Source organism: Alishewanella sp. d11, from assembly GCF_049390205.1.
Taxonomy (GTDB): Bacteria; Pseudomonadota; Gammaproteobacteria; order Enterobacterales; family Alteromonadaceae; genus Alishewanella.
This window is the reverse complement of the sequence record NZ_CP186547.1, coordinates 1,915,247-1,930,785: the sequence shown is the minus strand read 5'-3', so window position 1 is coordinate 1,930,785 and position 15,539 is coordinate 1,915,247. Positions and strand designations below refer to the sequence as shown.

The window sequence follows — 15,539 nt, the reverse complement described above, 5'->3', positions numbered from 1 at the left end:
CGAGTTAAGCAGCATCATCTAAGTAACTCGGTTGTTAAGTCTGGTCGAGTAACGCTAAATAGGCTTTGGCGCTATGAGCTGGTGAAAACAAGGCCGCTTGCTGCCATTCGATGGGTTGACTAGGTTGCTGTAAAAAGCGCGCCAGCTTTTCTGCTAAATCGTCGCTACTGCCTGTGGCTGCGAGCCAATTCGGTTGCCATTCACCTAAAATCTCTCGAGGGCCATGCGGACAATCATTGGCAATAAAAGGCGTTCCCACTAATAAGGATTCCACCATCACATTGGGCAAGCCCTCATGATCAGAAGATAACACCACGCAACGTGCGTGCTTCATAAAACGATAAGGGTTGGCTTGAAAGCCAGCAACAATGACCCGTTCTTCTAAATGATAGCGCTTTATTAAGCGCGTTAACTTGCTGCTGGCTTTGGTTAATAACACCAGCACTTCAGGTCCAGTCAACTTAGCAAAAGCCGCAAATAAGCGATCATGACGCTTAGCACGGCCGAAACGGCCAACATGCAAAATATAGGGTTTGTCGGGAAAAGGGTTGCCTTCTAGTTGGCTCAATCTAACAATTTCAGCGGCATCAAAAGGATTATAAATTACATTACAGCTTTTAATAGGTAGCCATGGCAAAGTTAATTCAGAAGCCGCGCCATGAGACACACATACCACATTTTTATGCTTTAACGCTTTAAGGCGTTGCTTCAGTTTTAGATATTTAAAAGGCCCACGTGCTTTTGCCGCCAGTAATTCTTGTTGAATAGCATTGTGGTGCACATAAAATACCGGACAGTTAAAGCCCGCTTGGGCAACAATGGCATTAGTCACCTCAAGATGAGAATAAATACCATCGAAAGCACCTTCTGTCTGCTCTAGCCGAGCTACCTCGGATTTTAACAATGCAATCACTTTAGATCGTAAAAAAAAGCTATCTAATGATTTGCTGGTCGAAATTGGCAACATGCTGACATTTTGTACATCCATGCCTGCGTAGTCATTTTTCTGACTAAGTGAGATTAAATGTGCGCGGGTATCAGGCTGCTCGTTAAAGGCTTTTAACATCCTAAGTACAGCGATTTCAGCCCCACCACCATTAAGTGAGCTGATGACAAGTAAAACTCTTTTTGGCATGCTGATGTTATTTCCTTAACAAAAATCGAGGCGACTTTTCCTCATCAACGGCAAACAATGAGGAAAAATCTGCAATTACCGCATTAAAAACACAGTACTGCTTGCTTTAGCAAACACAATAATATCACAGCGCTGCCAAAATCGTCTCAGCATTACTCACTTCAAAACTTTTTGGTGCTTCTACGTTTAATAGGGTAACTACACCATCTTCTACCACCATGGCATAGCGCTGCGAGCGCAAACCACCGAAATCGGCTGTTTCCATGGTCAGATCAAGCGCTTTATGGAAACTCGCACCACCATCGGCTAAGAAGGTGATTTCTTCGGCATTTTGGCTATCGGCCCAGGCTTTCATCACAAAGGCATCATTTACTGCGGTACAAACGATAGTATCGATACCCTTCGCCTTAATTTGATCGGCTAAGGCAATATAGCCGGGTAAGTGTGCGGCAGAACAAGTGGGGGTAAAGGCGCCCGGCACGGCGAATAACACTACTTTTTTACCGGCAAAAATATCGCTGGTAGTGGGGTTTTTCATACCTTCCGCGGTCAGTTGTGAAAAAGTGACTTCTGGCAGTTTATCGCCTACTTTAATCATGATCATGGTTCCTTTTATCTAAGTTAATGCAATTAAGTTAGGGTGTTAATGAATTTTCTTGCGTGACGGACTCGGCATAATCAGTCGCCCCTTTGTTATTTGATCGCCTGGTTAATATACACATCAAAGCGGTTATTTTTACCTTTTACTTGCAGCTGCGGTGCTTGCTGAGCCAAAACGTCAGCATAACCAGGTCTTTTCACCACCACCCGATATTTGGCTAGGGCCAAAGCAGGCGCTAACAGCGCATCGGCATCCTGATCACTGCCCACTACATCATGGAAAGCGCGCATTTCTTTTTTAACCAACGCCGATTTTTCGCGCGGCGGAAACATCGGATCTAAATAGACGACATCGGCAGCGGGGAGTTCCGTTAAAGCCACCAACGCTGGCGAAAAACACAGCTGCATCCGCTTAGCTAACTCAGCTGTCAGCGGTGCTTCTGTCGCCCGCCTTAAACCATCATGCAATAGCGCCGCCACCATCGGGTTTCGCTCTACCAGCGTGACTCGGGCACCTAAACTTGCCAGTACTAAGGCATCCCGCCCTAAACCTGCCGTTGCATCAACAATCTGTAAATCACGCTTTTTATTTAGACCACAAGCCTTAGCAATAGCCTCGTCTTTGCCACCGCCAAACTGCCGTCGATAACTGGCGGCGCCACTGGCAAAATCGACCAGAATATCGCCTTGTTTGGGTAAGTCGGCATGGCGCAGCACCAGCTGATCAGTAGCCCAGCACAGATACCAGTCGCTCGCTGCAGTGATAGGTGCTAATCCAAATTGCGTCACTAATAGCGCGGCATAGTCTGCAGGCATGTCGCTTATAAGGATAGCTGGCAAACTCATTGCTGCATCCCAACGCTATTCTCGCCGACACTATAAGAGATAATTTGGCTGATTTCCTGCAAGCTTAACCCAGACTCAGTTTGCCACTGATTAAATTGCTGCTGAATTTGTTGCTGGCTGCGTTTGCTGTTAATCCCCCCATCGAAGACGCCATAGGCTTTTAGATAAGCCTCCACATCTTGCGTGAGTAAAAAGGTATCTTTACCCATGGCCCTTAATGCATAAGGTCCGGTATTCCCCCCTAAGCGCGCGCCATGTTTTTTTAAGTAAGCCCACAGACCAATAATGTCGGTACTTGGCCAATCGGCAATAAAACGGGCAAAGCTGCCATGCTCGCGCTGCAGGTTGTAAATCATCAGCGCATTGTCACGGATGGTAAAAACTTTACTCAAATTGCGAATGATGCGCGGATCTTGCGCTTTTTTCTCCAGCATTTCATCACTTAACAACAGGATTTTTTCGATCTCAAAATCAAAAAACACTTCGCAAAAGCCCGGCCATTTTTGCCGCACCACGCGCCATACAAAACCGGATTGGAACACTTTTTTGCTAAGCTCAGCTAATAACACCTTATCCGGTATCGCTGCTAACTTAGCGCCAGCAAGAGGTTGACTGACTAACGCATTTAGCGCGGCAGGCCCACCTTTTCGTGCTTGTGCTCGCTGCAAAATCGCTGCAAATGTTTCTACTTGCCGCACCGACAACTCCTTTGGTTGCTTAATGAAATAAAGGGGCGCGTAAGCCCCTTTTAAATAGATAACCTAGGCCGAATTCGCACTATTCGGTTACAGCAACCACTAACTCACACTTCCCATTAATCAATTGCACCGAGGGTTTTTCCACCATCGCACAGTTCGATATTAAACCACGTTGAAGATTTTCGGCTTCGGCAGCTTGATTATAAGCACTGATTTTTTGCAATAGGCTGCCCTCATCTTTGCCTTTGATTGAGACGGCAATATATTCAGCAGGACCACCACAGGGTTTGTGCCCAAGAGGGAGCACTAAGCATTGCTGTACATTATCGGCTGTTTTGTCGCGAGTAAGCCGCAACACCTCAGCTCGCAAAGCAGCTACATCCGTTAAATCAACCTGTTGCTGCTTTAACGCATTAACGGCTTTAATAGGATCAGTTTGCGGATCAATTTTTTCCACTAAGGGTGCTGGTGCAGTGCGCTCATTATTCACCGCAGTACTTTGTAAACACGCACTTAATGGCAGCACCATCAGCAAGTACGCCAAGGTTTTAATAGGTTGCATAGCCTTTCCTTAATATTATGCCAGTCGCGGCTTTGCGCCTTGCCACAACCAGGGTTGTGGCAAAGAATAACATTCAACTCGCAATGCCCATATGCCTGAGTAAGGCCTCATTTGAGGGTTCACGACCACGGAAACCTTTAAACAGCTCCATCGGTTCGGCACTACCACCGCGCTCTAAAATCCAGTGTAAAAAATCTTGACCTGTTTTGGCGTTAAACACGCCCTCTTCTTCAAATCGGCTAAACGCATCGGCCGATAATACCTCAGCCCACAAGTAACTATAATAGCCTGCCGCATAACCACCCGCAAAAATATGACTAAAGCTGTGCTGGAAGCGATTAAAACGCGGTGGGATGATTACCGATACTTCGGAACGCACCTCATCAAGCACTTGCTGCACTCTAGCACCTTCAGCAGGGTTGTAGCGAGCATGTAACTGCATATCAAATAAAGCAAACTCAAGCTGACGCACTAAGAATAACGCAGATTGGAAGTTTTTAGCCGCCAAGACTTTCTCCAATAACGCTTGGGGTAACGGCTCACCCGTTTCATAGTGGCCAGAAATTAAGGCTAAAGCTTCAGGCGTCCAGCACCAGTTTTCTAAAAACTGGCTTGGCAATTCAACGGCATCCCACGCCACACCATTAATTCCGGCTACGGCTGCGGCATCAACCTGTGTCAGCATATGATGCAAACCATGACCAAACTCATGGAATAAGGTAATCACTTCATCATGGGTAAACAGCGCCGGCTTGCCGCCAACTGGTTTATTAAAATTACAGGTTAAATAAGCTACTGGGCTTTGTAGTTGGCCATTGGCTAAAATACGCCGACCACGACAATCATCCATCCAAGCACCACCGCGTTTTTTACTGCGCGCGTATAAATCTAAATAGAAACTGCCACGCAGGCTGCCGTCGGCGGCAAAAATATCATAGAACTGTACATCCTGATGCCAAACATCTACGCCTTCACGTACCTTAACACTGATCCCAAAGAGTTTATTTAGTACCGTAAATAAACCTGGTACGACTTTTGTGGCGGGAAAGTAAGGCCGCAGTAACTCATCGGATACGGCATAGCGAGCTTCTTTTAGCTTTTCCGCATAGTAAGTGATATCCCAAGGATTTAATGCAGACACGCCAAAGGCATCGCCCGCAAATTGCTGCAACTCGGCTAAATCGCGCTGCGCTTGCGGCTTAGCGCGACGGGCAAGATCGGTTAAAAAATCCAGTACTTGCTGTGGTGACTCGGCCATTTTAGTAGCCAGCGATTCTTCTGCCGCATTGGCAAAATCTAACAACTGCGCTAATTCATGTTTAAGCGCCAGCGTTTCTTCGATAATGGCAGTATTATCAAATTGCCCAGCAGTTGGCCCCTGATCTGAGGCTCGCGTGCAATAAGCACTGTACATTTCTTGCCGTAACGCTTGATTATCGGCATAAGTCATGACCGCAATATAGCTTGGAAATTCTAAGGTAAACACCCAGCCCGTTAGCTCTCGGCTTTGCGCCTCTTCCGCAGCGGCTAAACACGCATCTTCAGGTAAGCCAGCCAGTTCGGCTTCATCCGTGACCTGTTTAAACCAAGCTTGGGTGGCATCCAAGGTATTATTTGAAAAGGCCGAACTTAAGTCAGATAACCGACTTTGGATCTCTCCGTAACGTTGCTTTTTCTCAGCCGGCAAACCAATACCCGATAATTTAAAATCGCGTAAGGCATTGGTAATGACTTTTTGCTGCGCAGTGCTTAAACCGCTAAAAGCCGCGCTCTGTTGTAACTGTTGGTATTTTGCATATAAGCCTTCGTGCTGCCCTAACCAGGTACTGAAATCAGATAATAAAGGTAAGCAACTTTCATACGCCTCGCGCAATTCAGGGCTATTGGCTACCGAATTTAAATGCGACACCGGTGACCATAGCTTGCTTAGCCGATCACTCTCTTGCTCTAATTCCGTAACCAAGCTTTGCCAGCTTACCTCGGATGCAGCAACCACACGCTCGACTGCAGCTTGCGCCTTAGCAATCGCTTGCTCCACAGCTGGTTTGATATGTTCGGGTTTAATGGCAGAGAAAGGGGGTAAATCGGTAAAGATCAACAAGGGATTTGCCTGTTCATTTAAGGCTGCAACATGCTCTGACATAATTATTCCTAAATAGCATTTCTATAAACACTATCTTGGGTTGCCGCCCAGTTTTGTCAAGGCAGCACCGCTGTTTTAGCACAAATTTAGCCTTGCAATCTGCCGCGGCTAACCTTATATCTGAAGCATCTTCTGAAAAAAATAGGCTTAGTTATGACTCGTCATTATCAGTATCTTGCGATTGGTGCCGGCAGCGGGGGTATTGCTTCTGCTAATCGCGCTGCGATGCGTGGCGCGAAAGCAGCAGTGATTGAAGCAAAAGCGGTTGGCGGCACCTGCGTCAATGTCGGCTGCGTTCCTAAAAAGGTGATGTGGTATGGCGCTCATATTGCGGAGGCCATCAAATACAGTAATAGCTATGGCTTTGATCTTACGCAAAATGCTTTTAATTGGGCGAACTTAGTTCAAAATCGTGAAGCTTATATTGAACGCATTCATGGCGCCTATCAGCGTGGTTTTAGCAGTAATGGGGTTGATTTTATTGAGGGCTTTGCCCGCTTTGTCGATAAAAATACCGTCGAGGTCAATGGTGAGCTGATTACTGCCGATCATATTACGGTTGCAGTAGGTGGTCGCCCTAGTCGCCCAACGATCCCTGGCGCAGAACTCGGCATCGATTCTGATGGCTTTTTTGCCTTGACCAAACAACCCACCAAAGCTGTGGTGGTCGGTGCTGGCTATATCGCAGTGGAAATTGCCGGGGTGTTACATGCTCTGGGTACCGACACCCATTTATTAGTTCGCGGCGACAGACCGCTAAGAAATTTCGATACCGATATTACCGATGCCCTGTTAAGCCGGATGCAACAAGATCAGGTGCAACTGCATACCCATGCCGACGTAGTAAAAGTGGAAGCGGCGGCGGAAGATCGCGTCACGGTTCACCTGAAAAACGGCACCATTTTATTTAACGTGGATTGTTTAATTTGGGCGATAGGCCGTGAGCCGGCCACCGATAAGATCAACCTTGCAGCAACAGGTGTGCAAGTTGACGCACAAGGTTTTATTCGTACCGACAAATATCAAAATACTAATGTGCCTGGCATTTATGCGGTTGGCGATATTACCGGTGAAGCCCAGCTAACACCCGTTGCGGTAAAAGCGGGTCGCATGCTCGCCGAGCGTTTATTTAATCCGGCGCTACCCGATGCCCATATGGACTATGCATTAATTCCTACGGTGGTGTTTAGCCATCCACCGATTGGCACTATTGGCTTAACTGAAGCCGAAGCCATTGCCAAATATGGTCAAGCAGACATTAAAGTCTATCGCTCTGGCTTTGCCGCAATGTATAACGCCATTACGCCACATCGAGCCTTAAGTACCTTCAAATTAATTTGTCAGGGCGTAGAGGAAAAGATCGTCGGCTTACATGGAATCGGCGAAGGGATGGATGAAGTACTACAGGGCTTTGCGGTTGCCATCAAAATGGGCGCCACCAAAGCCGATTTTGATGCGACGGTTGCCTTACACCCGACCAGTGCTGAGGAATTTGTGACGATGAGATAACCAACCAACTCGACTTTTTAGGTACAAAATTCAACCGTTTAATTTTTTTGACAAGCTGATTTATAGACTATGCTAATAAAGCAGATTGTTATAAGGAAACGGTTATGAAGAAACTTGGTTATCTAACAATACTCGCCGCAGCCATGGCCTGCGGCAATAGTCAGGCTGAAGTTAAAATTTCCGGCTTTGCCACCGTGGCGGGAGGTAAAGTCCTTTCTGGTGAGGGCTTAAATGGGGCAGATCCCAGCTTTTTAGCCAACTACCCTTTGGTTGCCGTTTACGAAGAAGACTGGAGCTTTAAACCCGAAACGCGCATGGGGCTGCAAGTTAGTGCCGATTTAATGGAAGGCCTATCCGTTACTGGGCAAATAGTCTCCCGTGGTGCTGATGATTTTGATGCAACTTTTGAATGGGCCTATTTATCTTACCGTTTGAATGATACTTGGACCATTCAAGCGGGTAAAAAACGCTTACCGCTTTATTACTATTCTGACTTTTTCGATGTAGGCTATGCTTACCTCTGGTTAAGACCGCCAGCAGATAACTACACGTGGCAAATCTTTAACTATGATGGTGTGAACGCACTATTTAACTACCAACTGGGTAGTTGGGATCTTAGCGGTAATATCTACTATGGCCGTGAAGATGATAGTCGTAATAAGCTACTCTCTGATTATTTTTTTGGCGTGCAAACACGGGAAATTTGGAAAGATATCACGGGGCTTGTGCTGAACTTTAACCGCGATTGGTTAGATATTCGTTTAACTTATATGACCTATATTAATGAACGCTTTTTTATTGAAAATGGCGTAAGTACAGCCGCACAGTGGGATGGCAAAAACGAACGCAGAGGTAACTTTTATGGCTCATCATTTAATATTGACTACAACAATATCATCTTACTAACCGAGTTAAATCGATTAGATCTTAATGGCGAAAAATTTGACACCTATATGGTTTCAGCCGGTTACCGCATAAATACGCTTACTCCCTACCTCTCTTATGCCGATTTTGACAGTGAGGGAGAGAAACATAACACCACAAGCTTGGGGATCCGTTACGACTTTCATAACTCAGCTGCCTTTAAATTGCAGTATGACCGAGTTAAAGACAAAGGCACCCAAGGGTTAGAAGTGGCTGGTGACAGTAACTCCATTACCTTTGGTGTTGATCTGGTTTTCTAAGGAGCGCGTGATGATTAAAAAAATAGTAATTGCAATCTCTTTACTTTTGACACCTGCGCTATATGCCAATGTTGTCGTGGTGGTACACCCTAGCAATACCGCCGACATTAGCCGGGACGATATTAATCGCTTGTACACCGGTAGAGCATCTTCCTTTCCAAGTGGCGGTCAGGCAGTACCCATCAACCTAGTAGATTCAAATAGTGTCCGCAATGAATTTGATGACAAAGTACTTGGTCGTAGCTCTAGCCAAATCAAAGCGCATTGGTCAAAACTGGTATTTACTGGCAAAGGTTCACCACCAAAAGAAGTGAATAACGATGCGGAAGTACTAGATTTGGTAGCTAACAACCCTAGTATCATCGGTTATGTTAGTAAAGGGGCGGATCTCTCCAAAGTTAGAGCAGTACTAACGGTAGACTAAATGCACCATTCGCGAATAGGTAAAAGCTTGGCTTTTATCATTTTCTAGAAAAAAACGCCGGCAACACCGGCGTTTTTCATGATGGCTTTATCCCTATTTTTGTTTTGGCATTGTCCGCTGGAACTCAGCCAAATCGGTCACAACCTGTTGATTCGGCAAGGTCGCAAACGGCTGATCGCGGAAGCTAGTGCCGCGCATTTGCACAGAAATACGCGCCGCTTGCGGATTTAACAAGGTTTGCTGATAGAAACCTTTCATATCCTCTAAGGTCACCTGTTCAACCGCGGCAATCAGCTTAGCTCTGCTGGCAAAATCAAAGCGCTCGCGGTACCAGTCGCTAACCAAAGGCTGCATCTCTTCAAACAAGTTTTTCGGTGGTTCGTTCAAACTCACTAACAAGCTCTGTTTTAACGCAGCAAACTGCTCTGGGGTAACCTGCTGTAAAGTTTCCCAATACTGTTGCTTGAACTCGTCAAAACGCTGCTGCATATCAGCCGGACCTTTCACTGGGGTTTGAATATACAAACCAAAACCGGTGTAGTCATTCAAGTCAATCGCCGTGCCCCCTACCGCATAGGCAAGTTGCTCTTCAGTACGCAGTTTATCAAAAGCCTGATTCGAGAAATGCGAGGCCAAGACACTGGCCGCAGCACGCGCCGCCATACCTGTTGCTGGATGTACATGCATATCGATTAGCGCCACATCCGTGACATCGATATCACGTTGCAGCACGATGGTTTGGCCAGGGCTTGGCAACCAGAACGGACTTTGCGTGTAATCGGTGGTGCTGCGCTGTTTGGGTAACGCGTTAGTTAGCTTGGTCACTAACTGACTTACATCTTGCTTATCATAGTTACCAAAGGCAAAAACGCGCACTTGGTTGGCCTGTAAAGTGCTCGCGATAAATTGCTGTAAATCAGCCGCCGTCATCGCATTTGCAGTAGCAATCAGCTGTTCTGGATTATAGTTACCGCCACGGTATAAGCTGTTAAAGGCCCAAAATGCTTGCCGGAAGGGAACCTGCCGCGATTGGTTTGCTAAGCCACGCACGTAACGGTCGATAGCTTGCGCAAAGCGCTCTTCGGTTACTTGCGGGGTTAAACCAGCCAATAATTGTTCTAACAACACCGGTTGTTTGTCGGTAAAGCCATCTAAATACAGCGTTAAACCATTGCCTTCGCTTAACCAGGCATCGATACCTGCCGCTTGTGCTTCAGTGCGCAGCGTACTTTGCTCTAAGTTATACAAATCGCGCCAGATCGAAAACGCCACCCGTGCTTTAATATCTTGTTGTGCTGCTGGGCTATTAAAGACAATATCCAAGCGGCCTTTCGGCTGATCAGCAAAGACTTGGCTTGGGTATAACCACGCTTTGATGCCCGCTTGCTCTAACACTAACTCTGGCTTTTCTTGCGCACTGCGCGCTTTAATCGCAAAGCTTTCTGGTAATAAACGGTTTATTTGCGGTAAATTCAGTGCAACGACAGGCTGCTGCCAAGCGGCTTGCTCTTCGGCACTAATATCAACAATTTTGTATTTACCGACATGGCGAATTAACTCGCTATCATGCGGCTCTTGTTTGCTGATATACCAAATACGCAAGTTGTCTGGTACCAATTGCGCTAACACGGCGTTAATTGCATCGGCGTCGAAACGCTCATAGATATAAGGCGCGGCAACAGCATGCTTAACCGGCAGCTTTAGCATCGACGCAGCAAGCTGTGAGGCATAGCCAAAACCATCGGTTTTTTCTAAAAACTGGAATTGGTTGTTTAGGCTGGTTTTAATTTCATTGTAGTACTTGCTGTCCACACCTTGCTGTTTAATTAAATCAAGGTATTGCATCACCACTGCGGTAATGGCTTCACGCTGCTGCATACCGGCATCTGTCAGGTTAATATCAATAGCGATATTGCCATAGTTACCGAAAAAATCTGGGGTAGCCGATACACTCAAGCTAGAAATCAACCCTGCTGCTTTTAACTGTGCAGCAGCAGTGCCTGGCATTTCTGAATTCAGCAAATAGGTAACAAACTCATTAGGTTTAACGGCATACTGAGCTGAGTTATCGCGAATGGTGAAATCTAAACGCAGCTGCTTCACATCCTGATTTGGCACATAATGGATACGCTTATTGCCAAATAGCTGGTTATCTAACTCGGCAGTTACCTTAGGAATAGCAATGTCTTTGTTTTCGATTGCAGCAAAGTGCTTTAATGCCAACAGCTCCATTTCAGCTAAAGATAAGTTACTAACCATCGCCAGCTTCATATTATTGGCTGAATAGTAGTTAGCATAATACTGCAGCATTTCATCATGTAATTTGCTGCCAGGCTTATCACTTAAGCTTTCTAAGCTACCCGCCAAGAAGCGATTAGAAGGATGATCACCAAACATACGGCGCATGAGTTCAAACTGGCCTAAGAAATCCTGCTCACGGCGCATAGATTGCTCAGCGTTAACGGCATTACGTTCTTTATCAGAGTATTCTGGGTAGAACTTCGGTGATTTAAAAAAGTCTGAGAAACGATCTAAGGCTTCATCATAAACATTATTATTAATTTCAAACATGTAGTTGGTAATATCCAACCAGGTATAGGCATTATAGGCGCCGTTATGTTGGCTCATAAAACCGGCATATTCTGCTGGATCAGGATAGCGCTCGGTGCCCATAAACAGCATATGCTCTAGATAATGCGCCAAACCTTGCTGCGTCATCGGGTCTTGTAGCATGCCAGCACCAACACTTAATGCCACGGCAGATTTTTCTGAAGTGGGATCTGAGACTAAAATCACTTCTAATTTATTTGGCAAGGTTAAGGTTTTATACTGGCGCTGATCATTAGGACTAACCACTATGGCGGAGGCGAGTGGTTGCTGCAGCTCGGTTAAAGCAGGGGTACTACCCTGCTGCGCACAGCCGGTCATTACGGCTAAGGCTACAGCACTGATTACAAATAGTTTTTTCATTAGGCTATCCTTTTTTACCTGATATGTAAAAATTAAGTAGCGTAATACTAACGAAATGGCTAACAAGAGGCCAGCGTTGGACTGCTGGCTTTTGTAAGAAAGTGTGTCATGGTTTGGCTAATCGGCTGCTGGCAATCAACCCAGCAGCCGGTCTTGCGGGTTAAAAGTTTAAACGCAACCCTAGCACCAGCTGCCGGCCTGGCAAGGGCGCATCTTCTTTAATAAAGGAGCTATGCACAAAACCCAGCCGGTTCGTGATATTTTGTAGCTTAGCAAAGGCCATTAGCTCGTACTGTTGCCAGTCAAGATAATAGTTAACCCCGGCCTCTGCCACGGTATAACCAGCAGTGGGGGTTTCATTTTCGGCTAAGCGATCTTGTTTACCATAGTGCGTCAGTCCAAGCTGCCCGCCCCAACTATCTGCTCGATAAGCATATTCCGCTCCTAAACGGTAAGACGGAACCCGAGGTAAATAACCGCCATCGCGCAAACGCGCGACCACAGTATCACCGATCAAGGTAACTTGGTGTTCAGGGGTAATTTGCCAGCTAATACTGGCTTCCATACCATGCAAACGGGCATTTTGTTGCTGATATTGATAAGCTGCAAAATCGGCAATCTCAAACCCGAGGTTAGCTAAAAAGGCATAGTTTTCAATTTGGTTGTAGAACAAATTAATGTTGGTACTCACATTGGCAAATTGGCCGCGCCAGCCAAGATCAATATTATTTGCCTGCTCAGCCTGCGCTAAACTTGGGTTGTGAATGATTTGCACATTACCATTGGTATTGGTGACATCATAACCGACACCTATCTCATAGGAGCGGGTGCCAATATGGATACCGTTAGCATACAGCTCATTTGCGGCCGGCGCGCGCTGCGCTTGGCTGTAAGATAAAGTCAGTTGCTGATTGGGCTGAACATCGTACACCGCGCCAAAAGACCAGCTGAATAAATTAAATTTTTGCTCAAGATCGCGGCTACCTAGGCTATCCTCCAACTCATAGGCTTGATGGATAAGCTGCTCATAGCGGCTCCCAAACTCCAATTTAACGGCACCAAAACGCTTTTCGTGCAGCATAAAAAGCGCATGGCTGTCAGTATCGGTATTTGGAGTAAAGGTTTCATCGCCTAAAGCCTGATAATCACGCAAAATACCATGATAGCCCACAATACCACGCCAGCTTTCTGCCAGCTCATAGGTAGCGGTGCTGCGCAATTCTAACGCTTCACTTAAAAATTCAGTACCTGGTTGACCGCCTTCATATTCAGCATGGTCATAATCCGTTAAGGCAATATCGGCAGTCACACTTTGCCACAGGCTATCTACTGGCCGATATTCTGAGGCCAGCGCTACCCGCTGCTGATTAAGCTTAATATATTCGCCTTCTTCGTATTCTGCCGCGGGGCCTTCTGGTAAACCGTATTCAGTTTTAATCACGCCATAACTGACGCCTACAAATCCCCGCTCAGCAATATAACTGGAACCTAGATTAAGCACCTGATGTTCTGACCAAGAATTGCGTAAGCGCTTACTGCTGTCGCCTGCGTCGTTTTGATATAAAGGGACTTTATAATCATTACCCTTGCGAAGATTACCATCGATGTGCCAAGCAAACTGCTCTGCGCCGTTATCGTGGGCAAAGCTTAAGCTACGATCACTGGCGGCAGTACCAAAACGGGTTTGCAGAATAGTGTCACTTTGCTGAGGGATTTGCTGTGGGATACGATTATCGACCACGTTAATTACGCCACCAATAGCGCCACTGCCATACAGCAAGGTGGCTGGGCCGCGCAATACTTCAATTTGCTGCGCCGTTACGGCATCGGCGGTGATAGTATGATCTGGCCCTTCGCGCGAGACATCGCCGGTACCCATGCCATTATGCACCACCTGCACCCGAGCGCCATCTAAGCCGCGGATCACCGGCCGTGAGGCGACTGGGCCATAGTAGTTAGCATGCACACCCACTTCATATTTTAAGGTTTCACCAATGCTAATGTCGGTACGGCGCAGTAGCTCTTCGCCGCTTAATACCGTGACCGGCCCGGCCATTTCCACCACTTCACGTTTTAAGCCTGAGGCCCTGACTTCAATACGCTCTAGCTTGCTATCTGCTGTTAATGCTGCTGTTTCGGCGTTATCAGCGAAGGCTAATTGGCTTTGCGCCAGCACGGTAACCACCGCGAACGAAATTTTGGCTAATCTAAACATCACAATTTATTCACCTTTTAAAAGTTGCCGCATACTAAAACGAAGCGGATAACGGCGCAAGTCTGGTTCGATTAAGTGATCAAAACACAGGTTATAACGAAAATGCGTTCGATAATCTACAATGCGTAACCCATGGAAAACAGCTTGGCTCGCATCAATAATGTGATAATATCACATTATTGATTTAACGAAGAGAAGCCTTTGATGCGTTCATCGCGAGCCAACCCCGACACATCGCTTATCGATATTACTCGTGCGGCCTTAGCGACAGCGGAGCCAGCTTTAGACTTTGTGGGTATGCAGGGTATTGATTTACCGCTTTCGTTGCTGGAAGACGGACAGCACCAGCACTATCTGGCCACGGCAGATGTTGGCGTTAACTTAGGTAATACCAATGCCAAGGGCATTCATATGTCTCGGCTGTATTTATTGCTCAATACCTTTAGTACCAAAGTATGCACACCTCAAACGCTGTCACTGTTATTACAAAGCATGGTTGAAAGCCAGCAAGAAGCCTTTGCCGATAAGGTAGAGTTAACGTTGCAGTTTAGGTATTTACGAGCCAAGCCCGCTTTGCAGACGACAGATCTTACTGGTTGGCAAAGCTATCCGATTAGGCTAAAAGCGAGCTGGCATGCAGCACAATTTCGTTTACAACTCAGTACTGATGTTCTGTATTCATCGACTTGCCCCTGCTCTGCCGCCTTAAGCCGGCAGCTACTGCAGCAAAAATTTCTCAAAGATTTTGCCAATAAGCAATCAATTACCAAAAATGACATGGCAGACTGGCTGCTAGAACAGGGTAGCTACGCTACACCACACAGCCAACGCAGTGTTGCCTCAATCACTGTTGATATTAGTGAGCAAGATGAGTTTGGCATTACGCCACTTATTTTGTTAGCAGAACAGACTCTGGTTACACCAGTCCAAACCGCGGTAAAGCGCGCTGATGAACAAGCCTTTGCCAAACTGAATGGCCAAAACCTGATGTTTGTTGAGGATGCCGCCAGACGCTTAGCCACCGCAATAGGGGCGCAGTTTCCAATTTATTCAATTGAAGTAAAGCACCTAGAAAGCTTGCATCCACATGATGCCGTTGCTCGGGTTACTTCAACAGTATAACAGTAGCTATCGCTTATCCTATCTAAAGTGATGATCACCATGCTGCATAGGCCTACCCCCTTTTAAAACTAGCGGTTCGCGTTGCAATACTTGTATTAATAAGTATTAGCAGCGTAACCGGCGGCTAATAC

At 46.4% G+C, this 15,539-nt stretch carries 12 protein-coding genes; 4 read left to right on the top strand and 8 right to left on the bottom strand.

Going from position 1 to position 15,539, the window contains the following annotated elements:
- Nucleotides 1–34: 34 nt before the first annotated feature.
- From ACO1PK_RS08685 to prlC, 6 genes are all read right to left on the bottom strand, one after another.
- The gene (locus tag ACO1PK_RS08685) at nt 35–1,135 is read right to left on the bottom strand and encodes a glycosyltransferase (RefSeq protein ID WP_423185252.1); all 1,101 of its coding nucleotides are present in this window, start codon (nt 1,133–1,135) and stop codon (nt 35–37) included.
- 124 nt (nt 1,136–1,259) lie between these two features.
- Entirely contained in the window at nt 1,260–1,733 is a 474-nt protein-coding gene (locus ACO1PK_RS08680) for a peroxiredoxin (RefSeq protein WP_423185251.1), read from the bottom strand.
- Between the two features lie 95 nt (nt 1,734–1,828).
- Nucleotides 1,829–2,581: a class I SAM-dependent methyltransferase gene (locus ACO1PK_RS08675; protein WP_423185250.1), complete on the bottom strand. Its 753-nt coding sequence runs from the start codon at nt 2,579–2,581 to the stop codon at nt 1,829–1,831.
- A complete protein-coding gene (locus tag ACO1PK_RS08670; RefSeq protein ID WP_423185249.1) occupies nt 2,578–3,279 on the bottom strand; it encodes a DNA-3-methyladenine glycosylase I in 702 nt (233 codons plus the stop codon). The genes ACO1PK_RS08675 and ACO1PK_RS08670 overlap by 4 nt, the downstream gene beginning before the upstream one ends.
- Nucleotides 3,280–3,358: 79 nt before the next feature.
- Nucleotides 3,359–3,841 (bottom strand): hypothetical protein, encoded by a 483-nt coding sequence (locus ACO1PK_RS08665; RefSeq protein ID WP_423185248.1) that lies wholly within the window; start codon nt 3,839–3,841, stop codon nt 3,359–3,361.
- A 73-nt stretch (nt 3,842–3,914) separates the two neighbouring features.
- Complete coding sequence (prlC, locus tag ACO1PK_RS08660) at nt 3,915–5,984, bottom strand: oligopeptidase A (RefSeq protein ID WP_423185247.1); 2,070 nt, start codon at nt 5,982–5,984, stop codon at nt 3,915–3,917.
- A 153-nt stretch (nt 5,985–6,137) separates the two neighbouring features.
- Here prlC and gorA point away from each other — a divergent pair, with 153 nt between their 5' ends.
- From gorA to ACO1PK_RS08645, 3 genes are all read left to right on the top strand, one after another.
- Nucleotides 6,138–7,493 carry a glutathione-disulfide reductase gene (gene gorA, locus ACO1PK_RS08655; RefSeq protein ID WP_423185246.1) on the top strand — a complete coding sequence of 452 codons (1,356 nt, stop codon included), beginning with the start codon at nt 6,138–6,140 and terminating at the stop codon, nt 7,491–7,493.
- 104 nt (nt 7,494–7,597) lie between these two features.
- A complete protein-coding gene (locus ACO1PK_RS08650) occupies nt 7,598–8,677 on the top strand; it encodes a porin (RefSeq protein ID WP_423185245.1) in 1,080 nt (359 codons plus the stop codon).
- Nucleotides 8,678–8,687: 10 nt separating this feature from the next.
- Nucleotides 8,688–9,101, top strand: a complete 414-nt coding sequence (locus ACO1PK_RS08645) for a phosphate ABC transporter substrate-binding protein (RefSeq protein WP_423185244.1) — start codon at nt 8,688–8,690, stop codon at nt 9,099–9,101.
- A 93-nt stretch (nt 9,102–9,194) separates the two neighbouring features.
- Here ACO1PK_RS08645 and ACO1PK_RS08640 read toward each other — a convergent pair whose 3' ends face one another.
- Both ACO1PK_RS08640 and ACO1PK_RS08635 read right to left on the bottom strand, forming a co-directional pair.
- Nucleotides 9,195–12,071 carry an insulinase family protein gene (locus ACO1PK_RS08640; protein WP_423185243.1) on the bottom strand — a complete coding sequence of 959 codons (2,877 nt, stop codon included), beginning with the start codon at nt 12,069–12,071 and terminating at the stop codon, nt 9,195–9,197.
- A 160-nt stretch (nt 12,072–12,231) separates the two neighbouring features.
- The gene (locus ACO1PK_RS08635) at nt 12,232–14,286 is read right to left on the bottom strand and encodes a TonB-dependent receptor (protein WP_423185242.1); all 2,055 of its coding nucleotides are present in this window, start codon (nt 14,284–14,286) and stop codon (nt 12,232–12,234) included.
- Between the two features lie 204 nt (nt 14,287–14,490).
- Between ACO1PK_RS08635 and folE2 the strand changes: the two genes are divergently transcribed.
- Nucleotides 14,491–15,408 (top strand): GTP cyclohydrolase FolE2, encoded by a 918-nt coding sequence (gene folE2, locus ACO1PK_RS08630; RefSeq protein WP_423185241.1) that lies wholly within the window; start codon nt 14,491–14,493, stop codon nt 15,406–15,408.
- Nucleotides 15,409–15,539 lie beyond the last annotated feature (131 nt).